This window comes from Streptomyces asoensis (assembly GCF_013085465.1).
GTDB lineage: Bacteria > Actinomycetota > Actinomycetes > Streptomycetales > Streptomycetaceae > Streptomyces > Streptomyces cacaoi_A.
Map to the genome: position 1 here is coordinate 6,031,257 of NZ_CP049838.1, position 24,323 is coordinate 6,055,579.

The following is a 24,323-nucleotide window of genomic DNA, read 5'->3' on the forward strand; positions in this document are numbered from 1 at the left end:
CTTTCGGCCCTGAACGGACCTCGTCCTCAAACGCCGGACGGGCTGGGAATCCCACCTCCGCTGAAAGGGTGAAGGCGCCGCGCGGCAGCGCTGCGTGCCATAGGTTGCGCGCTTGTCTGATCGGATGTTCAGCACACGAACCGTGGCCCTGCTGCTTGCCGGCGTCGCTCTGCTTCCCCTGGGGACCCCTGCTCGCGCCGCTCCTCCTCCGTCGCCCCCGTCCTGGGAGATCGACACGCCCGACCAGGTGCTCGCGCCGCGGGTGTACACGCCCACCGGCGCCGAGGACGCCGTCGAGCCGCGGGACGCGGTGGAGGGGACCTACGCGCTCGTCGAGTACGTGCCGCTGGACGAGGTGATGACCCGGGTGGGCTGCACCAAGCTGGCCGGGCCGTATCAGCGGGCGGTCGAGCGGTGGCTGAAGCTGACGGTGGACGGGAAGCAGTCCGCCGCCGACTGCAAGGCGATCCGGGCGTTCCAGCGGCAGCAGAAGATCGAGCCCGCGATCGGGTTCGCCGGGCCCGTCACCTGGGCGCGGATGCAGCTCATCGCCGCGAAGAAGAATCCCAACGCCCGGAAGAAGTGTCCGGTGCGGACCCACCGGGTCGCCTGCGTCGATCTCGACCGGCAGCTGACCTGGGTGCAGAAGGGGACGAAGGTCGTCTTCGGACCCGTGTCGATGCGCAGCGGGCGGGTCGTGCACCCGACCCGCAAGGGGTGGCACACCATTTACTGGCGGCACAAGAACCATGTCTCCACGCTCTACAACGCCCCCATGCCCTATGCGCAGTTCTTCGACGGCGGCCAGGCCTTCCACGCCGTCTACGGCAGCATCCACACCACCATCGGCTCCATGGGCTGCGTCAATCTCACGGTCGGTGACGCGCGTCGGCTGTGGGGTGTGCTGAAGAAGGGCGACCGGGTCTACGTGTGGGGGCACCGGCCCGGTACCTAGGGGGCTGTCCAGGCCCTCTGAGACACTGGGCGCGATGAGTGAGACTGCCAAGCCGCCCGCCACCCCGCCGCGCGCCCGTGCCGAGATCGACCTGGCCGCGCTGCGGGCCAACGTGCGTACGTTGCGCGCCAAGGCGCCGGGCGCGGAGTTCATGGCCGTGGTGAAGGCCGACGGGTACGGGCACGGGGCCGTCCCCTGCGCCCGCGCCGCGGTCGCGGCCGGCGCCGGCTGGGTGGGCACCGCCACGCCCGAGGAGGCGCTGGCGCTGCGCGCGGACGGCGGGCTGCCGGCGGACGTCAGGATCATGTGCTGGCTGTGGACGCCTGGCGGGCCCTGGCGGGAGGCGGTCGAGGCCGACATCGATGTGTCGGTGAGCGGGCTCTGGGCCCTGCGGGAGGTCGTCGAGGGGGCACGGGCCGCCGGGCGGGCCGCCCGCGTGCAGCTCAAGGCCGACACCGGGCTCGGGCGCAACGGCTGCCAGCCCGCCGACTGGCCCGAGCTGGTGGGCGAGGCCCTGCGGGCCGAGGGCGAGGGGCTGCTCCGGATCACCGGGCTGTGGTCGCACTTCGCCTGCGCCGACGAGCCCGGGCATCCCTCCATCGCGCCCCAGCTCGACCGCTTCCACGAGATGGTGGCGTACGCCGAGCGGCAGGGCGTGCGGCCCGAGGTGCGGCACATCGCCAACTCCCCGGCCACGCTCACGCTCCCGGAGACCCACTTCGACCTGGTCCGCCCGGGCATCGCGATGTACGGCCTCTCGCCCAGCCCCGAGCTGGGCTCCGCCGCCGACTTCGGGCTGCGCCCGGTGATGACCCTCGCAGCCTCGCTGGCCCTGGTGAAGCACGTCCCGGGCGGCCACGGGGTGAGCTACGGCCATCACTACGTCACCCCGGGCGAGACCACCCTGGGGCTGGTCCCCCTCGGCTATGCGGACGGCGTCCCCCGGCACGCCTCCGGGAGCGGACCGGTGCTGGTCGCCGGCAAGTGGCGGACGGCGGCCGGCCGGATCGCCATGGACCAGTTCGTCGTCGACCTCGGCGGCGACGAGCCCGGCCCCGGCGCGGAGGCGGTCCTCTTCGGACCCGGCGACCGAGGGGAGCCCACGGCGCAGGACTGGGCCCAGGCGGCCGGAACCATCGGGTACGAGATCGTCACGCGCATCGGATCGCGGGTTCCTCGCGTCTATGTGAATGAGTGACCAAGACGGGTAACCCGCAGTCAGTACACGGGCATCGGCCAAAGAGGAGCGGTACGTGAGCGAGAGCAGCGCGGAGGCGGTGGCGAGTGCCGCCTCGGCGGTCGTTGCCGCCTCCGCCACGGGGGCGGGCGGGGGGTGGCGCCGGGCGACCGGCATCGCCGGCGCCGCGATAGGCGTGATCGCCGCGGGCGCCGCGGCGGGTGTCGCCCTGGAGCGGATGACCGTCGGGCGCGGCATGCGGGCGAAGGCCCGGCTCGCCCTCGACTCGACGGGGCCGTACGGCGGGCTGCGCGGCACCCCCGGCAAGGCGTTCGCCGACGACGGCACCGAGCTGTACTACGAGGTCGACGACGTCGAGCCGCAGGGCGGGCCGCCGAACCGGCGGCGCAGGCTCTTCGGACGCAAGGCCCCGCTCCCCGTCACCGTGGTCTTCAGCCACGGCTACTGCCTCAACCAGGACTCCTGGCACTTCCAGCGGGCGGCCCTGCGGGGTGTCGTACGGACCGTGCACTGGGACCAGCGCAGTCATGGCCGGTCCGGGCGCGGCAACGCCCAGATACGGGACGGCGAGCCGGTCACCATCGATCAGCTGGGGCGCGACCTGAGGGCCGTGATCGACGCGGCCGTGCCGGAGGGGCCGATCGTGCTCGTCGGGCATTCCATGGGTGGGATGACGGTGATGGCCCTGGCCGCGCTGTACCCCGAGCTGATCGCCGAGCGGGTCGTCGCCACCGCCTTCGTCGGTACGTCGTCGGGGCGGCTCGGCGAGGTCAACTTCGGGCTGCCGGTCGCTGGCGTGAACGCGGTGCGGCGGGTGCTGCCGGGGGTGCTGAAGGCACTGGGACAGCAGGCGGCCCTGGTGGAGAAGGGGCGACGGGCCACCGCCGATCTCTTCGCCGGGATCATCAAGCGGTACTCGTTCGCGTCACGGGACGTGGATCCGGCGGTGGCGCGGTTCGCCGAGCGGATGATCGAGGGCACGCCGATCGACGTGGTCGCCGAGTTCTACCCGGCGTTCACGGATCACGACAAGACCGAGGCGCTGGCCTGTTTCACCGACATGCCGGTGCTGGTGCTCGCCGGGATCGGGGACCTGGTCACGCCGAGCGAGCACAGCGAGGCGATCGCCGACCTGCTGCCGGAAGCCGAGCTGGTCCTCGTGCCCGACGCCGGGCACCTCGTGATGCTGGAACACCCGGAAGTGGTCACCGACCGCCTCGCCGACCTGCTCACCCGCGCGGGTGCCGTGCCCGCAGGGGCTACCGTGAACGGCTATGGAAGCACCAGCAGCAGCGCACAGCCCGGCTGAGCCCGGACCTCTCGGAAACCGCGTCGAGATCGTCGTCAACTCCCCCGAGCAGATGGGTGAGCTGGGCCGCCGGCTCGCCAAGCTGTTGCGCGCGGGCGATCTCGTGATGCTCAGCGGGGAACTCGGCGCGGGCAAGACGACGCTCACCCGCGGGCTCGGCGCGGGGCTCGGGGTCCGGGGTGCCGTCACCTCCCCGACGTTCGTGATCGCCCGCGTGCACCCCTCCCTCGGGGACGGTCCGCCGCTCGTCCACGTCGACGCGTACCGCCTGGGCGGCGGGCTCGACGAGATGGAGGACCTCGACCTCGACGTGTCGCTGCCCGCGTCGGTGATCGTCGTGGAGTGGGGCGAGGGCAAGGTCGAGGAGCTGACCGACGACCGGCTCCAGGTCCTCATCCACCGCGCTGTCGGCGACACCACGGACGAGGTGCGGCATGTGACGGTGACGGGGCTCGGAGAGCGCTGGGCCTCGGTGGACCTCGGCGTGCTGTCGGCCTGATCGGCGTGCGGTCGGCCGGACGGGTGTTTGCGGCCGGTCACCGGTGGGGCCGTCAGGCCGCCTTGGGACGCTCCACCGGCTGCTCGGTGAGTGCCGGGTCGGGCAGCCGCGGAGGAGTCGAGACGGCTTCTGCGGCCGCGCACGAGGCCAGCAGATCGCGCATGGACACACCGGCGAGCGTGAACGGCCGCGACGGCTGCGCCTTGGGCTCGGTGACCGACATGGACGCCTCCTGAGTTTCGGGGGCGGGCGTAGTTAGGTAGACCTAACTACGAAGTTGATACCATGTGACCACGCACAAGACGCCCGACGCAACATTTTGCCGACGTCTCGTCGGAACGTTCACGAGATACTCAGGGGTGGCACCCCGGGCCCGAGCCACGCCTACGGGACCACGACGACGGCCTGTCCGATCGTCGCGAAGTCCCACATCGCGTCGCCGTCCGCGACGGTCTGCCGGATGCCGCCCGTCTTCACCGTCGGGTCGGGCTCGGGCAGCGAGCCGTCCAGCGCCGCGCTGAAGCCGATCGTCACGTCGTTCGCGGTGGTGAAGCGCACGACGTGCTCGATGGGGGTGCCGTCGGTGCCGGTGATGGCAGCCGCGCGGGAGGTGACGGCGTAGTTGCCCGGGAGTGGGTCCACACTGCCGGGGGCGACCTTGAACGTGCGCTTGACCCCGCCGTCCGCCCTGACCAGCCACACCCGGTCGTCGTCCAGCGAGTACACGACCCGCGCGCCGAAGCCGGAGCCGGCCGGCAGCGCGGCGGGGTGGTCCTTGTCCCGGGGCGCCTTCGCCACCTTCGCGGGGGCGCCGCTGCGCTGCGGCCGGGCCAGGTCGGCGGGCGCGCTCGCCGACGCCTGGAAGGTGAGGAACGCGACCGTCGCCAGGGCCGCCGAGGTGAGCCCGGCCACGAAAGTCGCGCTGTTGCTTGGCATCGACGACCACCCAGTCTGTCCCGTACGTCACGTTTCGTGGTGACGCTAGCAGTCCTCACGCCTCCGACCGGCGCGGCCATGTCCGGGGCACGGGAGCCGTAGGCTGTTTGCGTGCTCTTGCTCGCTCTGGATACCGCCACCCCCGCCGTCACCGTCGCGCTGCACGACGGCACGGACGTCATCGCCTCCTCGAGTCAGGTGGACGCGCGCCGGCACGGCGAGCTGCTGCTGCCGGCCGTCGACCGGCTGCTCGCCGGGGCCGGGCGCAGTCTCGACGCCGTCACCGGGATCGTCGTCGGCGTCGGCCCCGGCCCGTACACGGGGCTGAGAGTCGGCCTGATGACCGCCGACACCTTCGGGCTCGCGCTCGGCGTCCCGGTGCACGGTCTGTGCACGCTCGACGGCCTCGCCTACGCGTCCGACCTCGAAGGCCCCTTCGTCGTGGCGACCGACGCCCGCCGCAAGGAGGTCTACTGGGCGCGGTACACCGACTCCCGGACCCGGATCTCGGGTCCCGCGGTGGACCGGCCCGCCGACATCGCCGACGAGGTGGCCGGACTGCCTTCCGTCGGCGCGGGTGCGCTGCTGTACCCGGACACCTTCCCCGAAGCGCACGAGCCCGAGCACGTCTCCGCCGCCGCCCTCGCCTCGCTCGCCGCCGAGCGGCTCGCCCGGGGCGAGGAGCTGCCGGCCCCGCGCCCGCTGTACCTGCGCCGGCCGGACGCCCAGGTGCCGAAGAACTACAAGGTGGTCACCCCCAAGTGACCGAAGCCGCCAACCCGACCGGCCGGCCCGTGCTGCGTGAGATGCGCTGGTGGGACATCGAGCCCGTGCTGGAGCTCGAGAAGGACCTCTTCCCCGAGGACGCCTGGTCCCGGGGCATGTTCTGGTCAGACCTGGCCCATGCCCGTGGCCCCGACGCGACCCGGCGCTATCTCGTCGCGGTGGAGACCACGGCCGACGGCGAACGGATCGTCGGGTACGCGGGCCTGGCCGCGGCCGGCACGGGGTCCGACAGCGGCTTCGCCGCGGTCGCCGACGTCCAGACCATCGCCGTCGCCCGGGGCCACTGGGGCACCGGGCTCGGCGGCCGCCTGCTGACGGAGCTGCTGCGCGCGGCGACCGCCTTCGAGTGCGCCGAGGTCATGCTGGAGTGCCGGATCGACAACGTGCGCGCCCAGAAGCTCTACGAACGCTTCGGCTTCGAGGCCATCGGCTTCCGCCGCGGCTACTACCAGCCGGGGAACGTGGACGCCCTGGTGATGCGGCTGACCGATCCATCGACATCCGTACCGACACCGGTACAAGGGACACAGGAAACCGAGAACAATGGCTGACGAACCCCTGGTTCTGGGGATCGAGACCTCCTGCGACGAGACCGGCGTCGGCGTCGTGCGCGGCACGACCCTGCTGGCGGACGCGATCGCCTCCAGCGTCGACGAGCACGCCCGTTTCGGCGGGGTCGTGCCGGAGGTGGCGTCCCGGGCCCACCTCGAGGCGATGGTCCCGACCATCGAGCGGGCACTGAAGGAAGCGGGGGTGAGCCCGAAGGACCTCGACGGCATAGCGGTCACGGCCGGTCCCGGTCTCGCCGGTGCCCTGCTGGTCGGCGTCTCGGCGGCGAAGGCGTACGCCTACGCCCTCGGCAAGCCCCTCTACGGCGTGAACCACCTCGCCTCCCACATCTGCGTGGACCAGCTGGAGCACGGCGCGCTGCCCGAGCCGACGATGGCCCTGCTGGTGTCCGGCGGCCACTCGTCCCTGCTGCTGTCCAGCGACATCACCTCCGACGTCCGTCCGATGGGCGCGACCATCGACGACGCGGCGGGCGAGGCCTTCGACAAGATCGCCCGGGTGCTGAACCTGGGCTTCCCGGGCGGCCCGGTCATCGACCGTTACGCACGCGAGGGCGACCCCTCGGCGATCGCGTTCCCGCGCGGCCTGACCGGCCCGCGCGACCCGGTGTACGACTTCTCCTTCTCCGGGCTGAAGACGGCGGTCGCCCGCTGGATCGAGGCGAAGCGGGCGGCGGGCGAGGAGGTCCCGGTCCGTGACGTGGCGGCCTCCTTCCAGGAGGCGGTCGTGGACGTCCTGACCCGCAAGGCCGTACGGGCGTGCAGGGACGAGGGCGTCGACCACCTGATGATCGGCGGCGGCGTGGCCGCGAACACCCGGCTGCGGGCCCTCGCCAAGGAGCGCTGCGAGGCCGCCGGCATCCGGCTGCGCGTCCCGCGGCCCAAGCTCTGCACGGACAACGGCGCGATGGTGGCGGCCCTGGGCGCGGAGATGGTGGCCCGGGGACGCGCCGCGTCCGACTGGGACCTGTCGGCGGACTCCTCGCTGCCGGTGACCGACCCGCATGTGCCGGGCCACTCCCACGACCATGTCCACGAGGTCGCCAAGGGCAACCTCTACTCATGACGGTCGCGCTGATGTGGGAGGCCCGGGCGGTCACCGGCCGGGGCGAGGAACTGCTGGCCTGGGCGCGGGCGCAGGAGCTCACGCCCGGGCCCATGCGCCGGGAGACCTTCCGCGCCCCGCAGGACCGGGTATTGGTCATCACCTGGTGGGACGCCGACTACGACGCCGTCCTCCCCGAACTTCCCGATCCCGGCGGGGAGTTGGTGAGCCGGGCCGCGCACCGGTGGCGGTTCGAGCCGGTGCCGGACCCGACGTGAGCGGTCCAAGCCCGTCCGTAAGGCGCGGGTGCGCAGGCCCCACCCCGGGCGAACCGACCCACGAACTGACCGACGAACCGACCGACGAACCGTCCTGGTACGGCGTCCGGTGCGTCTTCCGGCACGGCCCCCTGGGCGTCTACGAGGAGCGCATCACCCTGTGGACGGCCCGGTCGGCGGACGAGGCGATCGAGCGGGCGGAGGCCGAGGCCGCCGAGTACTGCGAGGACCTTGACGGCGTCGAGTACGCGCGGCTCGCCCAGGCCTTCACGCTGTTCGGGACGCCCGGCGACGGCGCCGAGGTGTTCTCCCTCATGCGCGGGAGCACGCTGCCGCCGGCGGAGTACGTGGACCGGTACTTCGCGACGGGGGAGGAACGAACGGTGTGAGGCGAACGGGGTGGGACGAGCACCGTGAGGTGGGCTCGCCCTGCTCGTCGCCCGCTACGGCTGCGGAGCCGACAGTGCCCACGCCGACGTCGCCAGTGTTCCCGCGCACAGGGCGAAGGTCACCGTCCGGACCAGGCTCCCGTCGGTCAGGACGAAGCCCGCGACGACACCGAGGGCGGTGCTCGACGCGGCCGTCACGGCGCCTCGCCGCAAGGGCCCGGTGGGGCGTACGACGGTGTCGGCGGGGAGGACGAACGCGTCCCGCAGATCCGCGCGGACGGCCTCCTGGTCGGCGAAGAACATGCTCGGCGGACGGCGGTCGCGCAGCCTTCCGAGAGGGACCAGGCGGGTTCCGTCGGGGAGGGCGACCACCGTCGGGCGGCCGGGCGAGCCGTGGACGGTCACCGGGGCCCCGGCGGGTACGCCGTCCAGGGCCGGGTGCCACATGACCCGCTGCCAGTGGTCCGTGCCCTCGGGGGAGGTGAGCCGGAGCCAGCTCGCCGTCCGGCTCGGCCGGATCGCCGGGCGGCGGCTGCCCAAGCGGACCCGGGCCGTCATCGGGCGGCCCCGGCGGCGGGCCGTGAGGCGGAAGCGCAGGCCGCGCCAGAGCCAGATCCCGGCCAGGGGGAGGGCGACCGCCGCGCCCAGGAAGACGGGGGCGAGGAGGTCGTCCTCCCGCGCCGTCTCGTCCGGGTCGGCCGGGAAGCCCTCGGCGGTGGCGGGGTCGTAGGCGACGGGGAAGTCCTCGCCCTCGGTGTAGCGGTCGGTGTCGTGGACGGCGAACCGCTGGAGGTGCGACCGGCCCTGGTCGTCCGTCCAGCGCACGCGGATGTCCCGGTCGTCGCCGATGCCGTCCGCGACGACCACGCCGACCGTCCGCGCGGTGGCCCGGTCGCGGGCGTCCGCGTAGCGCTCGGCGTGCCGGCACACCCAGGCGGCGAGCAGGGCGTACCCGGTGAGGACGACGGCCAGGCCGAGGAGGCCGGTGCGCAGGGCGGGGCCGGGGCGGTTCATACGGTCCTCTCCCTCGGCCCCGCGGACGTCGGCAGCGCGCGCAGCGGCCCCGGGTCCCCGCTGTCCAGCGCCTCGCCCACCAACTGATGGACGTCGACGACGACATCGCCGTCGTCGGGCGAGGTGAGGACGGTGTCGAGCCAGGGGCCCGCGGGTGTCCAGTCGGCCGCGCGCAGCGGCCCGACGAGCGTCCGGCTCACGGCGGCCGTGAGGACGTTCCGCGCGAGCCGGTCGCGCAGGGCGGCGGGCGCCCGTCGCAGGGACGGTTCGAGCCGGCGGGCCAGCCGGGGCCAGGTACCGTCGGCGACCGCGTCCAGGGCGACCGACACCGCCTCCTCCGGGGCCTCCCGGCGGGTGGCGAGGCACAACAGGAGGGGGCCCGTGTCGTCCTCCAGCTGCCGGCGTCGGTTCGCTTCCATGCCGAGGAGGCGCACGGGGGTGCTGTCGGCGGCCGTCTCGTCGTCCTCGTGCCCGGTGACCTGGCGGAGGCACCACGCCTCCACCGTCGCCGCCGTACGCAGAACGAGCGGCGCGGCGCCGTAGGGCGTCCCGGGGTGGGTGGGCAGCGCGGCCAGCCGCTGCTCCAGGGGCGGGTGGTCGGCCGTGGCGTACGGGTCGAGGGCGTCGTCCTCGGCGACGGCGCGGGCCGCGCGGCGGGCCACGTGCGGGTCGGTGAGGGCGGCGTCGAGGGCGTCGTAGAAGTCCTTGGGACAGGACTCCTCCTCGGCCAGCTGGGACAGCCAGGTCTCGCCGAGGCCCTCGAACACCGATCCGACGAGGGCCGTCCGGCGCAGCGCCTCGGCCGTCGCCGCGGTGCCGGCGATCCTGGCCGCGTCGGCGTCGGCGGCCGTCTCCGCGCGCCACAGCACGGGCTGGGAGGCGCGCAGCAGGGCGCCCGCGAGGGGCGCCAGGGGGCGGAAGTGGCCGTCCAGACGCTCCGCCGCCTGGGCTCGGGAGTAGCGCAGCAGGGTGGCGCGCGGGCTGGACACCTGCTGCTCATGGGCGAGTTCGTGGGCGATCACCGACGCCAGCTGGGCCTCGGTCAGGGTGCGCAGCAGGGGCAGGCCCAGGAGAAGGACGTGGGTGCGCACCCCGGAGACCCGGGCGCGGCCCAGCGACGCCCGGACGCCCGGCACGATCCGCACGAGCAGTGGCCGGCGGAAGCCGAGCCGTTCGGCGACGTCCTGGACCAACGCGGCCAGCTCCGGTTCGTCCGCGGGGCGTACGGCGCGGCCGGGGAGGGGCCCCGGCGCCCCCGGCACGCCCCTCGTGACGATGCCGACGAAGAGGATCAGGAGCGTCAGGGCGGGCGAGTCCCTCCAGAGCACGAAGAGGACGAGCAGCCCCGCCCCGAAGCCGACCGGCGGGAGCCAGGAGAGGGCCAGCATCAGCCCGCCGAGCAGCCACTGACGGGCCTCGCGCTCCACGTACCCGGCGTGCTCGGGGGAGTTCACCGCGTCAGTGTCACAGACGGACACCGCCAGTGGACACGTCAATTTCGCAGGACGTCCGCCTCGCACCGCAGCCGCCGCTCCGCCCCCACCTCGCGCACCGGCCCGGCGAGCCGTACCCGGGCCACCTCCCGCGCCTGTCCGCTGGACGCCCCCAACCGCAGCTCCAGATCCCCGGGTTCGACCACCCGGCGCCCCGCGCGGTCGGTGAACGCCGACAGGTCGGCGTGGAAGCGGAAGGTCACCCGTGCCGACCCGCCCGCCGCCAGCTCCAGCCGCTGATAACCGATCAGCCGTACGTCGGGACGGGTCACGCTCGCCACCGGGTCGTGCAGATACAGCTGCACGACCTCCGCGCCGTCCCGCCCACCGGTGTTGCGGACCGTGACGGACAGGTCGTACGAGCCGTCCGTGCCGATCTCCGCGTCCGGGCCGGAGAAGTCCTCCCACGCGAACTCCGTGTACGAGCGCCCGTGGCCGAACGGGTACAACGGGGTCGGGTCCAGGTTGCTGACCTCGCCCGCCAGGCCCAGCGGCGGCTGGAGGTAGGTCCAGGGCTGGCCGCCCGGCACGCGCGGCACGCTCACCGGGAGGCGGCCCGAGGGGTTCACCCGGCCCGACAGCACGCCCGCCACCGCCGGGCCGCCCTCCTCGCCCGGGAAGAACGCCTGGACGACCGCCCCCAGCCGCCCGTGCCAGCGGCCGAGCGCGTACGGGCGGCCGGTGAGCAGGACGAGGACGACCGGGACGCCCGTCGCGACCAGCGCGTCCAGCAGTTCGCCCTGGACGCCGGGCAGGCTCAGATCGGCCACGTCGCAGCCCTCGCCCGAGGTGCCACGGCCGAACAGGCCCGCCCGGTCGCCCAGGACGGCCACGCAGACGTCCGCCTCCGAGGTGCGGGCGATGGCCTCGGTGAAGCCGGACGGGTCCGGGTCCGAGACCCCGCACCCTTCCGTGAACGTGACCTTCGCGTCGGGGAGTTCGCCCCGCAGGGACTCCAGCACGGTGGGGATCTCGATGCCCAGGTCCACCTCGGGGTGATGGGTGAGGACATGGGACGGGAAGGAGTAGCAGCCCAGCATCGCCAGCGCGTCGGCAGCCCGCGGGCCGACCACGGCGACGCGGGTGTCGGGGGCGAGGGGCAGCAGGCCGTCGGGGTTGTCCAGCAGGACCACCGACTCCTCCGCCAGCCGGCGGGCCAGGGCGCGGTTCGCCGCCGGGTCGAGGTCGACCGACTCGGGGCTCGGCGGCTGCCAGTCCTCGTCCAGCAGGCCCAGTTCGCACTTCTGGAGCAGGACGCGGTGGGCGGCCCGGTCGACCAGCTCCTCGGGGAGCTCGCCGGCGCGCACGGCCGCGATCAGTGCCTCGCCGTAGTACTTCACGGTGGGCAGCTCGACATCGATGCCGGCCGCCAGGGCGAGGTGGGCCGCCTCCGCGGGGGTACCGGCGACCCGGTGCAGGGTCTGGAGGAAGCCGATGCCGAAGTAGTCGGCGACGACCGTGCCGGTGAAGCCCCACTCCTCCCGCAGGAGGCGGGTCAGCAGCTCGGGGTCGGCGGAGGCCGGGACGCCGTCGCGTTCCGTGTAGGCGGCCATCACCGAGCGGGCGCCGCCCTCGCGCAGCGCCATCTCGAAGGGGGGCAGGGTCACATCGGCGAACTCCCGGGTGCCCGCCCGCACCGGGGCCAGGTTGCGGGCGCCCGCCGAGGAGGCGTACCCGGCGAAGTGCTTGAGCGTGGCGACGATCCCGGCGGACTCGAGCCCGCGGACATAGGCGGTGCCGACCGTGCCGACCAGGTACGGGTCCTCGCCGATCGTCTCCTCGACCCGTCCCCAGCGCGGGTCGCGGACGACGTCCAGGACGGGGGCCAGGCCCTGGTGGACGCCGACCGCGCGCAGGTCGCGGCCGATCGCCCGGCCCATCTCCTCCACCAGTGGCGGGTCGAAGGCGGCGCCCCAGGCCAGCGGGACCGGGTAGGCGGTGGCCCGCCAGGCGGTGAAGCCGGCCAGGCACTCCTCGTGGGCGACCGCCGGGATGCCGAAGCGGCCGGCCGCGGCGATCCGCCGCTGGGCCAGGGCCAGGGCGCGGGCGCCGAGCGCGGGGTCCACGGGTGCGGTGCCGAAGGACCGGGTCAGCTGGCCGAGCCCCCGGGTGATCAGCTCGTTCCAGTCGTAGTCGGCGGTCATGTCGTGCTGGTGCGGGGCGACTCCGTCGCCGTCCGTCGCGGCGCCGACCCACACGCCGTACAGCTGGGCGGTCTTCTCCTCCAGGGTCATCCGGGAGAGGAGGTCGTCGACACGGGCGGCGGCGGGCAGGGCGGGGTCACGCCAGGGGGCGGTGGTCATGAAACTCCTGTCAGAGGTCGGTGAGCCACCAGGTGGACAGTCGGTGCGGAGAGCAAGTGGTACGAATGTTTCGAGCTGTACTTCGAATGTTCCGGGAACCTATGGCGTCGCAATAGGTTCGTCAAGAGGTCGCGTGGCGATACGATCGCCGCCATGACACCCCCGGAGCCCGCGGAAACGCGGACAGAAGCGCGGCCGACGCAGACCGCGACGCTCGCGGAGATCGCCCGCGAGGCAGGCGTATCGGCACCGACTGTTTCGAAGGTCCTCAACGGCCGCGCCGATGTCGCCCCCGCGACCCGCACCCGCGTCGAGGAACTGCTGCGCGCCCACGGTTACCGCCGCCGCCGCGCCGAGGCGACCCGCTCCCCTCTGATCGACCTGGTCTTCCACGAGCTGGAGAGCGCCTGGGCGATGGAGGTCATCCGGGGCGTGGAGAACGTGGCGCGGGACGCCGGGCTGAGTGTGGTGCTGAGCGAGAGCGCCGGACGGCTCACGCCCGGCCGGACCTGGGCCGACCAGGTCGCGGCCCGCCGCCCGCATGGTGTCGTGCTGGTCCTGTCCGGGCTCGACGAGTCCCAGCGGGCGCTGCTGACCAGCCGGTCCATCCCGTTCGTGGTGATGGACCCGGCCGGCGACCCGGGCGCCGACGTGCCGTCCATCGGGGCCACCAACTGGCAGGGCGGCCTGGCCGCGACCCGGCACCTGGTCGAGCTGGGGCACCGGCGGATCGGGGCGATCAGCGGGCCGCCGCAGATGATGTGCAGCCGCGCCCGGATCGACGGCTACCGTGCCGCGCTGGAGACGGCCGGGCTGCCGGTCGACCACCAGCTGATCAAGACCGGCGACTTCCACCACGAGACCGGCTACCGGCTCGGCCGCGAGCTCCTCGACCGCCCGGACCGGCCCACCGCCGTCTTCGCGGGCAACGACCTCCAGGCGCTCGGCTTCTACGAGGCCGCCCGTGAGCTGGGACTGCGCATCCCGGAGGACGTGAGCGTGGTCGGCTTCGACGACCTGCCGGTGGCACGCTGGGTGGGCCCGCCGCTGACGACCGTACGGCAGCCGCTCACGGAGATGGCCGAGGCGGCGGCCCGACTGGTGCTGGAGCTGGGGCGCTCGACGTCCCAGGAGGCGCCGACGGCGACCCGGGTGGAGCTGGCGACGAGTCTGGTGGTGCGGACGAGCACCGGGGCGCCGCCCACCCGGTAGTGACGCGCGTGGCCGGAAGTTGACGTATTGACGGGTGTGGGGGACGCCTCCACACTCCTCCGAAGTCAATCGGTTGCACGACCGAAACTTTCGGAGGCACCCGCAATGAGATCCTCCAGTTCATCGATACGTGCACGTCTCGCCGCCCTGCTCGCCGGGGCGGCCACCGTCGGCGCCCTCCTGAGCGGAGTGGCGCACGCCGCCGACACCCCGCTGCGCGAGCTCGGCGCGGCCAAGGGCAAGGTCGTCGGCACGGCGGTCACCGGCTCCAAGCTCACCGGGACCTACGGCGACATCGCCGGGGCGCAGTTCGGCTCGCTGACCCCCGGCAACGCCATGAAGTGGGGCTCGGTGGAGCCGACCCAGGGCTCCTTCAACTGGGCGGAGGCCGACCAGATCGTGGCCTTCGCGCAGGCCCACAACCAGCAGGTGCGCGGCCACACCCTGGTCTGGCACAGCCAGAACCCGGGCTGGCTCACCAACGGCACCTGGACGTCGGCCCAGCTGAACACCCTGCTCCAGAACCACATCAACACCGAGGTCGGCCGCTACCAGGGGAAGATCGCCGCCTGGGACGTCGTCAACGAGCCCTTCAACGAGGACGGCACCTACCGCTCGACCCTCTGGTACAACGGCCTCGGCGCGGACTACATCGCCAATGCCCTCACCTGGGCGCGGGCCGCCGACCCGGCCGCCAAGCTGTACGTCAACGACTACAACGTGGAAGGCGTCAACGCGAAGTCGACCGCCCTCTACAACCTGGTCAAGTCGCTGAAGGAGCGGGGAGTCCCGATCGACGGGGTCGGCCTCCAGGCCCACCTGATCCTCGGTCAGGTCCCGTCCACCTTCCAGCAGAACATCCAGCGCTTCGCCGACCTCGGCGTCGACGTGGCCATCACCGAGCTGGACATCCGGATGACGCTCCCGTCCGACAGCGCCGAACTGGCCCAGCAGAAGGCCGACTACAAGGCGGTGACCGCGGCCTGTGTGGCGGTGGCGCGCTGCGTGAACCTCACCGTGTGGGGCTTCACCGACTCCGACTCCTGGGTGGAGAGCACCTTCCCGGGACAGGGGGCGGCGACGCCGTACGACGCGAACTACGCGCCGAAACCGGCGTACTACGGCATCGCGGAGGCGCTGGGCGGCACGACGACGCCTCCGCCGACCGGCGTGTGCACGGCGGCGTACAGCGTGGGCAGCCAGTGGAACACCGGGTTCACCGGGAACGTGACGATCTCCTGCTCGGGCGCCGCGCTGTCCTCCTGGAAGGTGACCTGGACGTACGGCGCCGGCCAGCAGATCACCCAGGCCTGGAACGCCGGCTGCACCCAGTCGGGGGCGGCCGTGACGTGTGTGAACGCCTCGTACAACGGGTCGGTTCCGGACGGGGGTTCGGTGAGCTTCGGGTTCAACGCGAACTGGAGCGGCAGCAATCCGGTGCCGACGGTGACACTGGGCTGACTTTGACGCCGGGCTGACGGTGACGCGGGGCTGGCTTTGACGCCGGGCTGACGGTGACGCGGGGCTGACGGTGACGCCGGGCTGAGGATCGTGAGATTTTCACAAGAAATCCGCGGTGGGGCAGCGGTCCTAACGGTCCGCTCATAATTCGGACTTACGTTCTTGTCCGTGACGCGACACGAGGAGCAGGGCGACGGGGGCAGACAGGCCGGCCGGCGGTCGAGAGTGCTGAAGGCCGCCGGTCTCACCCTGGCCGCCGCCCTGGTGGTGGGCATCGGGACGGCGGGCTGGGCCTACTGGCACCTCAACGACAACATCAAGAGCGTCGACATCGACAACGCGCTCGGCGACAACCGCCCCGCGAAGGCGGTCACGACCCCGTCCCCGTCCGGCTCGGCGTCCGCCTCCCCGCTGCCCACCGAGGCCGTGAACATCCTGGTGCTGGGCTCGGACTCGCGCAGCGGCGAGGAGAACCAGGCGCTCGGCGGCGGCGACAGCTCCGGCGCCCGTTCCGACACCGCGATGGTCGTGCACATCGACGCGGGCCGGACGACGGCCACCGTCGTCAGCATCCCGCGCGACACCCTCGTCACCCGCCCCTCCTGCCCGCTGTCCGACGGCGGCTCGACGGCGGTGGCGTACGGCGCGATGTTCAACACCGCCTACTCGGTCGGCGGTCCCGTCTGCGCCGTCAAGACGGTCGAGTCGATCACCGACGTCCGCATGGACCACTACATCGAGGTCGACTTCTCGGGCTTCGCGAAGCTCGTGGACGCGCTCGGCGGGGTCACCGTCACCACCGACGAGGACATCGACGACGACGACAGCCATCTGCACCTCGCGGCCGGCACCCACCATCTGGACGGCACCCATGCGCTCGCCCTGGCCCGCACCCGGCACGGCATAGGCGACGGCAGCGACCTCGGCCGCATAGGCCTCCAGCAGACGCTGGTGAAGGCCCTGCTGGAGCAGATCGCCTCGACCGACCTGCTGGCCGGCCCCACCAAGCTGTACAAGGTCGCCGACGCGGTCACCGGCAGCCTCACCACGGACACCGGCCTCGACTCCCTCGCCGAGCTGATGGAGCTCGGCCAGAGCCTGAAGGGCCTCTCGGCCGCCCATCTCAAGACGGTGACCATGCCCGTGGTGACGGCCCCCTCCGACCCCAACCGGGTGGTGGCACAGGAGCCGGCGGCGAGCGAGCTGTGGGCGTCGCTGAGGTGAACTAGCCCTGCTGGGCGCGGGTAGGGCCGAGCAGGCCGTCCACCACCGCCGCCAGCTGCGCGGCCACGTCGTAGTCGCCCGTCACTTCCTCCCATCGCCCCGCCAGCGCGGACAGCCGGGGGAGTTCACCGGCGTCGTCGGGGGTGATGAGGGCGGGGAAGAACGGCTTGCGGGCGGGGTCGGCGGCGCGGCGGGCGTCGGCGCGCCGGAAGACGAGGGCGCCGTGGACGACGTACCAGATCGTGCGGTAGGCGTGGATCGCCGCCTCGGGGGACAGCCCGCAGGCGATGGCCGAGTCGATGATCTCCTCGGGCATCCACAGCGCGCCCTTGTCGGTCAGATCGCCCAGGCTCAGTACGTCGACGACCCAGTCCACCTCGCTCAGGATCGCGTGCATGTGGACGGCGGTGGCGAGCACGCGGTCGCGCGGATGCTCGGGAAGCGGCGGCCGCTCGAACGTCTCCGCCATGCCCGACAGCGTGAGCATCAGCAGCTCGTCCTTGTCGCGCACGTGGTGGTAGAGCGCCATCGGGGTCGCGCCGACCTCCTTGGCGACCCGGCGCATGGAGAGCGCGCCGACCCCTTCCGCCTGGATGATCCGCCGGGCCACGTCCACGATCTGGCGCTTCTCGATGCGCGGGGGGCGGCCCACCGCACGCTTCTCCTCAGTCACCCGGGCATTGTCCCTCGCCGGTTTCCGTACGCGTACAGCGAGTTTCCGTACGCATTTTCCGTACGCGTATAGCTAGTTTGTGTACGCGTATATTAATCTCCGGTCATGGCCAACTACCCGATGCATACCTCTCGCTGGTTGCTGCCGGTGCTGCTCACCGTGCAGTTCCTGGTCTCCCTGGACGTGTCCGTCGTCAACGTCGCCCTGCCCGACATCGGCCGCGGCCTCGGCTTCCGCGCCGAGTCACTGGCCTGGGTCGTCAACGCCTACGCCCTGACCTTCGGCGGGCTGCTCATGCTCGGCGGCCGGCTCGCCGACGTCGTCGGCCGGCGCCGGATCCTGATGGCCGGCTTCGCCGTGTTCGGCGTCGCGAGCCTGGCCGGCGGGCTCGCCCAGACACCCGGGCAGCTGATCGCCGCCCGGGCCGTACAGGGCGTCGGAGCGGCCGCGCTCGCGCCGGTCGCGCTCGTCCTGATCACCGTCAACCACCCGGCGGGGGCGGCCCGTGCCCGCGCCCTGGGGCTGTGGGGCGCGGCCGGTGCGGCGGGCGGGGCGGTGGGCGTGCTGGCCGGCGGCCTGCTCACCGACTGGGCGGGCTGGCGCTCGGTGATGCTGGTCAACGTGCCCGTGGTGGCGGCGGCGCTGCTCCTCGCCCGGCCCGCCGTACCGGCCGACACCGGCGGGGGCTCGCGGGCCCGCCTCGACGTCGTCGGCGCCTTCCTCGTCACCGCCGGGACCGCGCTGCTGGTGCTCGGTCTGGTGCGTACCCAGACGTACGGCTGGACGGCCTGGCAGTCGGCGGGGCTGTTGGCCGCGGCGGTGGTCCTGCTGGCCGCGTTCGCCGTGACCGAGACACGGGTGCGGCAGCCGCTGCTGCGGCTCGGGCTGCTGGGCAACGGTCCGGTGCTCGCGGCGAACGTCTTCGCCCTGCTGATGTCGGCGGGCCAGTTCGCCGCGTTCTACTTCACCTCCCTCTACCTCCAGCAGGTGCTCGGCTACGGACCGACGGCCGCCGGAAGCGCGTTCCTGCCGTTCTGCGCGGGCGTCGTGGTGGGCACGGTGATCGCGACCCGCACGATCGCCCGGCTCGGCTCCGGACGGCTGCTGCTGGTCGGCGGGCTGATCGGCGCCGCCGGCATCGCACTGTTCGCGGCCACCGTGGCGGTGGACGGCGGCTTCCTCCTCTCCGTGCTGCTGCCGCAGGCGGTCGCGAGCGTCGGCATCGGCATGTGCTTCGTCCCGCTGGGCACGGCGGCCACCGAGGGGGTCGTGCCGGAGGAGACCGGCATGGCCTCGGGACTGCTCAACAGCTCGCGCCAGGTGGGCGGGGCGGTGGGGCTGGGCGTGCTGACGACGGTCGCGGCGGGGCAGGACGGCGCGGGCGGCCGACAGGGGCTGGTCGACGGCTACTCCGCCGCCTTCTGGGTGGCGGCGGCGCTGCTCGCGGTCGGCGCGATGACGGCCGGGCTGACGTACGGGAAGGGGGCGCGGAAAGAGGCGCGGAAGGGGCTGCGAGCTGCGGAAACGCCGGCCGGAAAAGTTTCCGCGAAAAAGTCCGGCGAGGGTGTCGATCCGGTCGTCCCCCGTTCGACGAAGGGATGAGAGGCCGGGAAGGACCCGGCTCACCGCACCCGAGGAGTCACCATGCCCCGCTACCTGTCGCTCGTGAAGATCGACGAGGCCACCGCCCCCGCCGAGGGCCCCAGCGACGAGCTGATGCAGCGGATGGGCGAGCTGATCGAGGAGGTCACCAAGGCCGGCGTCATGCTCGACACCGCCGGGCTCACGCCGTCCGCGCAGGGCGTCCGCGCGCACTGGGAGGGCGGGAAGATCTCCCTCACCGACGGACCCTTCACCGAGTCCAAGGAGGTCGTCGGCGGCTACGCGCTCATGCAGTGCAAGGACATGGCCGAGGCCATCGAGTGGACGAAGCGGTTCCTGAAGGTGCACGAGGAGTACTGGACGGTGACCTGTGAGGTGCGGGAGATCGCGGAGGGCTGAGCCTTCCTTGGACTGAACGACTGCCAGGGTGTTCGATGGTGGGCTGTGGAACAACAGCCCACCCCGGACCCCCGCACGGCCTCGGACCCTGGCACCGCCCCGGCCCCCGGCACGGCCTCGGGTCCTGGCACCGTCTCGGGTCCTGGCACGGCCTCGGATTCCGGCACGGCCTCGGGTCCTGGCACGGCCTCGGATTCCGGCACCGTCTCGGGTCCTGGCACCGTCTCGGGTCCTGGCACGGCCTCGGATTCCGGCACGGCCTCGGGTCCTGGCACGGCCTCGGGTCCCGGCACCGCCCCGGCCCCCGGCACCGTCTCGGATTCCGGCACCGTCTCGGGTCCTGGCACCGCCCCGGACCCCCGTGCCGCCATCGAGACCGTCTTCCGCCTCGAGTCCCCGCGCGTCATCGCCGCCGTCGCCCGTGTCGTCCGGGACGTCGGCATCGCGGAGGAGCTGGCGCAGGACGCGCTGGTCGCCGCACTGGAGCAGTGGCCGCGCGACGGGGTGCCGGACAACCCCGGCGCCTGGCTGACGGCCACCGCCCGGCACCGCGCCGTCGACCTGGTCCGTCGCCGGGAGAACTACGCCCGCAAGCTCCAGGAGATCGGCCGCAGCCTGGACCCGGCGACCCCGCCGGAGGAGCCCGCCGACCCCGACGCCATCGACGACGACCTGCTCCGGCTCGTCTTCACCGCCTGCCACCCGGTGCTGTCCGCCGAGGCCCGCATCGCCCTCACCCTGCGCCTGCTCGGCGGCCTGAGCACACCCGAGATCGCCCGCGCCTTCCTGGTCCCCGAACCGACCGTCGCCCAGCGCATCGTCCGCGCCAAGAGGACCCTGGCCACCAGGAACATCGCCTTCGAGGTGCCGTACGGACCCGACCGCGAGGCCCGGCTCGGCTCGGTCCTCGACGTCATCTACCTCATCTTCAACGAGGGGTACGCGGCCACCGCGGGCGACGACTGGCTGCGCCCGGCACTGTGCGAGGACGCGCTGCGGCTGGCCCGACAGCTGGCCGCGCTGATGCCGAAGGAGCCCGAGGTCCACGGCCTGGTCTCGCTGTTGGAGTTCCAGGCGTCCCGCACGGCCGCCCGTACCGCCCCCGACGGCAGGCCCGTCCTCCTCAAGGACCAGGACCGGCGCCGTTGGAACCGCATGCTCGTCGCCCGTGGCATCGCCGCCCTCGACCGGGCCGGCGCCGCAGCCGTGGGCGCTCCCGGCCCGTACGCCCTCCAGGCCGCCGTGGCCGCCTGCCACGCGCACGCCCGCTCCTACGAGGACACCGACTGGACGGCCATCGCCACCCTGTACGGACTGCTGGCCGCCCGGGCGCCCTCCCCGGTCGTGGAACTGAACCGTGCGGTCGCCGTGTCGATGGCGGACGGCCCGGGGCCTGCGCTGGAGATCGTCGATCGCCTCGTCGCCGAACCGACCCTGCGCGACTACCACCTCCTCCCCAGCGTCCGCGGCGACCTGCTGCTGCGGCTGGGCCGGACGGCGGAGGCGAGGGCCGAGTTCGAACGGGCGGCGGAGCTGACGGGCAACGAGCGGGAACGGGAGCTGCTGCGGGCACGGGCCGACGAGTGCCGACCGAGCTGAGGCACGCGAGACCCGGCTGACCGGCGCGGACCGCTACGCGACCTCGGTGATGGTGAAGAAGAGCATCACCTCCGCACCCAAGTACGTCTTCCTGGCCGGCGGCACACCGCCGTGCAGCGTCCCGGCCCGGTCGGTGCCCGGCCGAACCCGGCACCGCTCAAGACGCTCCACCGGCAGTGACGGACGGCCCGGCGGGGGCGCCGACGAGCATTGTCGGCGCCCCCGCCACCCGCGTCAGGAACACGGTCGCCGAGTTCGGCCCCTGACCCTTGGGAAGCACCTTCTTCCGCAGTTCCTCCGGCTCCACCGCCGACCCCCGCTTCTTCACGGTCAGGATCCCGACCCCCCGCTCCCGCAGCAGCGCCTTCAACTTCTTCACGTTGAAGGGGAGCCGGTCGGTGATCTCGTAGGCGGTGGCGTACGGGGTGGGGCGCAGGGCGTCGGCGGTGATGTAGGCGATGGTCTCGTCGATCAGCCCGCCGTCGAGCTCCCGGGCCACGTCGGCGACCAGATGGGCCCGGATGACGGCGCCGTCGGGTTCGTACAGATACCGCCCGACCGGCCGGACGTCCGGGTCGGGCAGCCCGGCGCCGAACAGGGTCCGCGGCCCCGGGAGCAGGGTGGCCCGCACGGCTCCCGGCTCGGTGCCGAACCACAGCACCGCCTCCTTCACGTCCCCGCCGTCCGAGATCCACTCGGCCTCGGCCTCGGCCGGGATCGCCTCGTGCGGGACGCCGGGTGCGATCTTCAGGGCGGCGCGCGGGGCGGCGAGGGCGGCGCCGACCGCCCACGACAGGGGAGGCGAGTACGCCTCGGGATCGAAGATGCGCCCGCGTCCTCCCCTGCGCGCCGGATCGACGAAGACGGCGTCGTAGCCGGCGGTGTCCACCTCGGTGACGTCCGCCTCCCGCACCTCGATCAGCCCGCTCAGTCCCAGCGCGTCGGCGTTCGCACGCGCCACCTCCGCCGTGACCGGGTCCCGGTCCACGGCCAGCACCCGGATCCCGGCCCGGGCGAGCGCGATCGCGTCGCCGCCGATCCCGCAGCACAGGTCGGCGACCGACGTCACGCCGAGCGCCTTCATCCGCTCGGCCCGGTGCCCGGCGACACTCGCCCGCGTCGACTGCTCGACCCCGTTCGGCGTGAAGAACATCCGCTCCGCGTCCTCGGCCCCGAACTTCGCCGCCGCCCGCTGCCGCAGCCGGGCCTGGCCGAGCGCCGCGGACACCAGCTCGGCGGGGTGCTCGCGGCGCAGCCGGGTGGCGACGGCGAGCTCGTCGGCGGGAGCGGTGCCACGCACCAGGTCGAGGAGGGCACGGCCCTCGGCGGTGAGGAGGGGAGCGAGGTCGTTCACCACCTCATTGTCGACCAGCCGCCCGCCGCACAGGTCACCGCCCACCGGCGGCGGTCCCTTTGGGCCAGTCGGTGGATGGTGTGTCTCCGGCGGCGGTGTCGGAGGGGGTTCCGGGGCGGTGACTGCGAGGATCCGGCGCCATGGGACCTGTCGTACAAAATGATGAGAAGCGCGGCTGTTCTCGAGTGCCGCGTCGGCGCGGGCCCGCGCGCGGGCGGGCGGGCGTCCGGAGCCTGATCGCCGTCCTCGCGCTGGCCACCATCGCCTCGGGCTGCGCGGGAGGCGGCGAGGGCGCCGGCCGCCCGGCCCGCCCCGCGCCGGGCCAGCAGCCCGAGAAGGCGGGGCCGCCCCCCGGGGCGGCGCCCGCCCGCGCCCTGCACTCGTACGCCGCGAGGCTCCGCGCCGCGCACCAGGCCCGGGTCGCCGCGGCGAAGCGCTGGGGCCTGAAGAAGGTCCCGTTGACACCCCCGGCGCCGCCCGTGAACAAGCCGGAGATCACCACCCGCAAGGGCTTCGAGGTCGGCGATCACAAGGAACTGGGCCTCCCGCCGGTCTTCACCGCGATCCCGACGAAGGACCGGGTCGTCTTCCTCACCATCGACGACGGCTCCGAGAAGGACCCGGCGTTCCTGCGCATGATGAGCGAGCTGAAGATCCCGTACACCGCCTTCCTCAGCGACTACCTGGTCAAGGACGACTACGGCTACTTCAAGAAGATGCAGGACCGGGGCGTGGGACTGAACAACCACACCCTGCACCACCCCTACCTGCCCGCCCTCTCCTACGCCCGCCAGCAGCGCGAGATCTGTGGCATGCAGGACGTGATCGAGAAGCGCTACGGCAGGCGCCCCACCCTCTTCCGGCCACCTTTCGGCAACTACGACCAGGACACCCTGCGCGCCGCGAAGACCTGCGGCGTGCGCTACGCCCCGCTCTGGGCCGAGGAGGTCTTCGTCGATCACTGGGAGTACCGCGAGTGGGACCAGGACCTCCACCCCGGCGACATCGTCCTGAGCCACTTCCGCGGCCGGGGCGACTGGAAGGGCACGATGCCCGACATGGTCCGCCGGTTCCTGAACAAGGTCACGGCGAAGGGGTACGCGGTGGCACGACTGGAGGACTACCTGTGAGGACACGGGGGCTGCCGGCCGTACTGCTGATCCTGACGACCCTCACGACACTGGCGACCCTGGCGGGCTGCGCCCAGTCCGTCGACCCGATCGAACGGCTCGGCAAGAAGGCCGCCGCCCGGGTCCGCCCGCACGGCCCGGCCGGGCAGGACGCGTACCGCCGCTGGGGCCTGACGGCCCCCCTTGCCCCCGCGCCGCGCCACCCCGCCCGCTCCCTGGCGGGCAGTCCGGGAGCGGCCTTCCCGCCGGTCGTCGACCACGTCCCGACCACCGACGGGGTCGTCTTCCTCACCTACGACGACGGCGCCGAACGCGACCCCCGTTTCGTCGACATGGTCCGCGAACTGCGCCTCCCGGTGAGCATGTTCCTCACGGACAGCGTGGTGGGCCCGGGCTACGCCCACTTCGCCCGTCTCCGGTCCGTCGGCGCGAACATCCAGAACCACACCCTGGACCATCCGGCCCTGCGCGGCCTGCCCTACGCCGGCCAGCGCGCCGAGATCTGCGGCCAGCAGGACAAGCTCCGCTCCCGCTTCGGCCTGCGCCCCCGCCTCTTCCGGCCGCCCTACGGCACCTACGACACCACCACCCGACGCGCCGCCGCCGACTGCGGCATCGCGGCCATCGTCCTCTGGCGCGCCTCGATGGGCCCCACCGACCTCACCTACACCCACGGCCCCCACCGTCTCCACCCCGGCGACATCATCGCCGTGGCCCCGGACGAGTCGACGGGCCCGGGCCTGCGGGAACGCACGACGCGACTGCTCCGGCGAGTACAGGAGCAGGGCCTGACGGTGGGCCGGTTGGAGGACTACGTCTGAGAGTTCTTCCCGGCCCCGGGCAGGTGGCCGCCTTTCGGCCCATCCGGCCGTGGTCTGTCTTTCGGTCCGGTCGG

At 73.1% G+C, this 24,323-nt stretch carries 25 protein-coding genes; 17 read left to right on the forward strand and 8 right to left on the reverse strand.

All coding sequences use genetic code 11. The annotated features are described in order from the left end of the window. The first annotated feature begins 124 nt into the window (after window positions 1-124). The 4 genes from G9272_RS27140 to tsaE are packed head-to-tail and all read left to right on the forward strand — an operon-like array spanning window position 125 to window position 3,961. Window positions 125-955, forward strand: a complete 831-nt coding sequence (locus G9272_RS27140; RefSeq protein WP_171398944.1) for a L,D-transpeptidase family protein — start codon at window positions 125-127, stop codon at window positions 953-955. Window positions 956-989: 34 nt separating this feature from the next. Beyond that, on the forward strand, window positions 990-2,153 hold the full coding sequence (gene alr, locus G9272_RS27145; RefSeq protein WP_171398945.1) for an alanine racemase: 1,164 nt from the start codon (window positions 990-992) through the stop codon (window positions 2,151-2,153). 55 nt (window positions 2,154-2,208) lie between these two features. After that, window positions 2,209-3,462, forward strand: coding sequence for an alpha/beta fold hydrolase (locus G9272_RS27150; protein WP_171398946.1), 1,254 nt, complete (start codon window positions 2,209-2,211; stop codon window positions 3,460-3,462). Continuing rightward, window positions 3,428-3,961, forward strand: a complete 534-nt coding sequence (tsaE, locus tag G9272_RS27155) for a tRNA (adenosine(37)-N6)-threonylcarbamoyltransferase complex ATPase subunit type 1 TsaE (protein WP_171398947.1) — start codon at window positions 3,428-3,430, stop codon at window positions 3,959-3,961. The genes G9272_RS27150 and tsaE overlap by 35 nt, the downstream gene beginning before the upstream one ends. 52 nt (window positions 3,962-4,013) lie before the next feature. On the opposite strand, the gene G9272_RS27160 is transcribed toward tsaE, so the two are convergent. Continuing rightward, window positions 4,014-4,184 carry a hypothetical protein gene (locus G9272_RS27160; protein ID WP_171398948.1) on the reverse strand — a complete coding sequence of 57 codons (171 nt, stop codon included), beginning with the start codon at window positions 4,182-4,184 and terminating at the stop codon, window positions 4,014-4,016. Between the two features lie 161 nt (window positions 4,185-4,345). After that, window positions 4,346-4,897, reverse strand: a complete 552-nt coding sequence (locus tag G9272_RS27165) for a hypothetical protein (protein WP_171398949.1) — start codon at window positions 4,895-4,897, stop codon at window positions 4,346-4,348. 111 nt (window positions 4,898-5,008) lie between these two features. On the opposite strand from G9272_RS27165, the gene tsaB reads away from it, so the two are divergent. From tsaB to G9272_RS27190, 5 genes are read left to right on the forward strand one after another with little or no spacing between them, the layout of a single operon-like run. Then, window positions 5,009-5,662: a tRNA (adenosine(37)-N6)-threonylcarbamoyltransferase complex dimerization subunit type 1 TsaB gene (gene tsaB, locus G9272_RS27170; protein WP_171398950.1), complete on the forward strand. Its 654-nt coding sequence runs from the start codon at window positions 5,009-5,011 to the stop codon at window positions 5,660-5,662. Window positions 5,663-5,703: 41 nt separating this feature from the next. Then, window positions 5,704-6,234, forward strand: a complete 531-nt coding sequence (locus G9272_RS27175) for a GNAT family N-acetyltransferase (protein WP_171402194.1) — start codon at window positions 5,704-5,706, stop codon at window positions 6,232-6,234. Then, the gene (gene tsaD, locus G9272_RS27180) at window positions 6,227-7,318 is read left to right on the forward strand and encodes a tRNA (adenosine(37)-N6)-threonylcarbamoyltransferase complex transferase subunit TsaD (RefSeq protein ID WP_171398951.1); all 1,092 of its coding nucleotides are present in this window, start codon (window positions 6,227-6,229) and stop codon (window positions 7,316-7,318) included. The genes G9272_RS27175 and tsaD overlap by 8 nt, the downstream gene beginning before the upstream one ends. Beyond that, window positions 7,315-7,575 (forward strand): hypothetical protein, encoded by a 261-nt coding sequence (locus G9272_RS27185; RefSeq protein WP_171398952.1) that lies wholly within the window; start codon window positions 7,315-7,317, stop codon window positions 7,573-7,575. The genes tsaD and G9272_RS27185 overlap by 4 nt, the downstream gene beginning before the upstream one ends. Then, entirely contained in the window at window positions 7,572-7,964 is a 393-nt protein-coding gene (locus G9272_RS27190) for a hypothetical protein (protein ID WP_171398953.1), read from the forward strand. Before G9272_RS27185 ends, G9272_RS27190 begins: the two co-directional genes overlap by 4 nt. Before the next feature lie 54 nt (window positions 7,965-8,018). Here the strand turns inward: G9272_RS27190 and G9272_RS27195 are convergent, their stop codons facing one another. Genes G9272_RS27195 through G9272_RS27205 form a run of 3 tightly spaced genes read right to left on the reverse strand, consistent with a single transcriptional unit; the run spans window position 8,019 to window position 12,774 of the window. Next, complete coding sequence (locus tag G9272_RS27195; RefSeq protein WP_171398954.1) at window positions 8,019-8,978, reverse strand: hypothetical protein; 960 nt, start codon at window positions 8,976-8,978, stop codon at window positions 8,019-8,021. Beyond that, window positions 8,975-10,432: a M48 family metalloprotease gene (locus tag G9272_RS27200; protein ID WP_171398955.1), complete on the reverse strand. Its 1,458-nt coding sequence runs from the start codon at window positions 10,430-10,432 to the stop codon at window positions 8,975-8,977. Before G9272_RS27200 ends, G9272_RS27195 begins: the two co-directional genes overlap by 4 nt. Before the next feature lie 38 nt (window positions 10,433-10,470). Next, window positions 10,471-12,774, reverse strand: coding sequence for a glycoside hydrolase family 3 N-terminal domain-containing protein (locus G9272_RS27205; RefSeq protein ID WP_171398956.1), 2,304 nt, complete (start codon window positions 12,772-12,774; stop codon window positions 10,471-10,473). A gap of 153 nt (window positions 12,775-12,927) precedes the next feature. On the opposite strand from G9272_RS27205, the gene G9272_RS27210 reads away from it, so the two are divergent. The 3 genes from G9272_RS27210 to G9272_RS27220 all read left to right on the forward strand — a co-directional run bounded on the left by G9272_RS27210 (window position 12,928) and on the right by G9272_RS27220 (window position 16,671). Beyond that, entirely contained in the window at window positions 12,928-13,986 is a 1,059-nt protein-coding gene (locus G9272_RS27210; RefSeq protein WP_171398957.1) for a LacI family DNA-binding transcriptional regulator, read from the forward strand. Between the two features lie 105 nt (window positions 13,987-14,091). Beyond that, window positions 14,092-15,447, forward strand: a complete 1,356-nt coding sequence (locus tag G9272_RS27215; protein ID WP_171398958.1) for an endo-1,4-beta-xylanase — start codon at window positions 14,092-14,094, stop codon at window positions 15,445-15,447. A gap of 168 nt (window positions 15,448-15,615) precedes the next feature. After that, the gene (locus G9272_RS27220) at window positions 15,616-16,671 is read left to right on the forward strand and encodes an LCP family protein (RefSeq protein ID WP_171398959.1); all 1,056 of its coding nucleotides are present in this window, start codon (window positions 15,616-15,618) and stop codon (window positions 16,669-16,671) included. 1 nt (window position 16,672) lies between these two features. On the opposite strand, the gene G9272_RS27225 is transcribed toward G9272_RS27220, so the two are convergent. Further along, window positions 16,673-17,344 (reverse strand): TetR/AcrR family transcriptional regulator, encoded by a 672-nt coding sequence (locus G9272_RS27225; RefSeq protein WP_171398960.1) that lies wholly within the window; start codon window positions 17,342-17,344, stop codon window positions 16,673-16,675. A gap of 105 nt (window positions 17,345-17,449) precedes the next feature. Between G9272_RS27225 and G9272_RS27230 the strand changes: the two genes are divergently transcribed. From G9272_RS27230 to G9272_RS27240, 3 genes are all read left to right on the forward strand, one after another. Continuing rightward, a complete protein-coding gene (locus G9272_RS27230) occupies window positions 17,450-18,946 on the forward strand; it encodes an MFS transporter (RefSeq protein WP_171398961.1) in 1,497 nt (498 codons plus the stop codon). 42 nt (window positions 18,947-18,988) lie between these two features. Next, window positions 18,989-19,345, forward strand: a complete 357-nt coding sequence (locus G9272_RS27235) for a YciI family protein (protein ID WP_171398962.1) — start codon at window positions 18,989-18,991, stop codon at window positions 19,343-19,345. Window positions 19,346-19,714: 369 nt separating this feature from the next. Further along, window positions 19,715-20,944, forward strand: coding sequence for an RNA polymerase sigma factor (locus G9272_RS27240; protein ID WP_171402195.1), 1,230 nt, complete (start codon window positions 19,715-19,717; stop codon window positions 20,942-20,944). Window positions 20,945-20,977: 33 nt separating this feature from the next. Here G9272_RS27240 and G9272_RS27245 read toward each other — a convergent pair whose 3' ends face one another. Both G9272_RS27245 and G9272_RS27250 read right to left on the reverse strand, forming a co-directional pair. Continuing rightward, entirely contained in the window at window positions 20,978-21,115 is a 138-nt protein-coding gene (locus tag G9272_RS27245) for a hypothetical protein (protein ID WP_171398963.1), read from the reverse strand. Beyond that, window positions 21,102-22,298 (reverse strand): THUMP-like domain-containing protein, encoded by a 1,197-nt coding sequence (locus G9272_RS27250; protein ID WP_171398964.1) that lies wholly within the window; start codon window positions 22,296-22,298, stop codon window positions 21,102-21,104. Before G9272_RS27250 ends, G9272_RS27245 begins: the two co-directional genes overlap by 14 nt. Before the next feature lie 140 nt (window positions 22,299-22,438). On the opposite strand from G9272_RS27250, the gene G9272_RS27255 reads away from it, so the two are divergent. Together G9272_RS27255 and G9272_RS27260 are read left to right on the forward strand one after the other, a co-directional pair. Next, window positions 22,439-23,428, forward strand: coding sequence for a polysaccharide deacetylase family protein (locus tag G9272_RS27255; protein WP_253267960.1), 990 nt, complete (start codon window positions 22,439-22,441; stop codon window positions 23,426-23,428). Next, window positions 23,425-24,249: a polysaccharide deacetylase family protein gene (locus G9272_RS27260; protein ID WP_437184308.1), complete on the forward strand. Its 825-nt coding sequence runs from the start codon at window positions 23,425-23,427 to the stop codon at window positions 24,247-24,249. Before G9272_RS27255 ends, G9272_RS27260 begins: the two co-directional genes overlap by 4 nt. The last annotated feature ends 74 nt before the right edge of the window (window positions 24,250-24,323 follow it).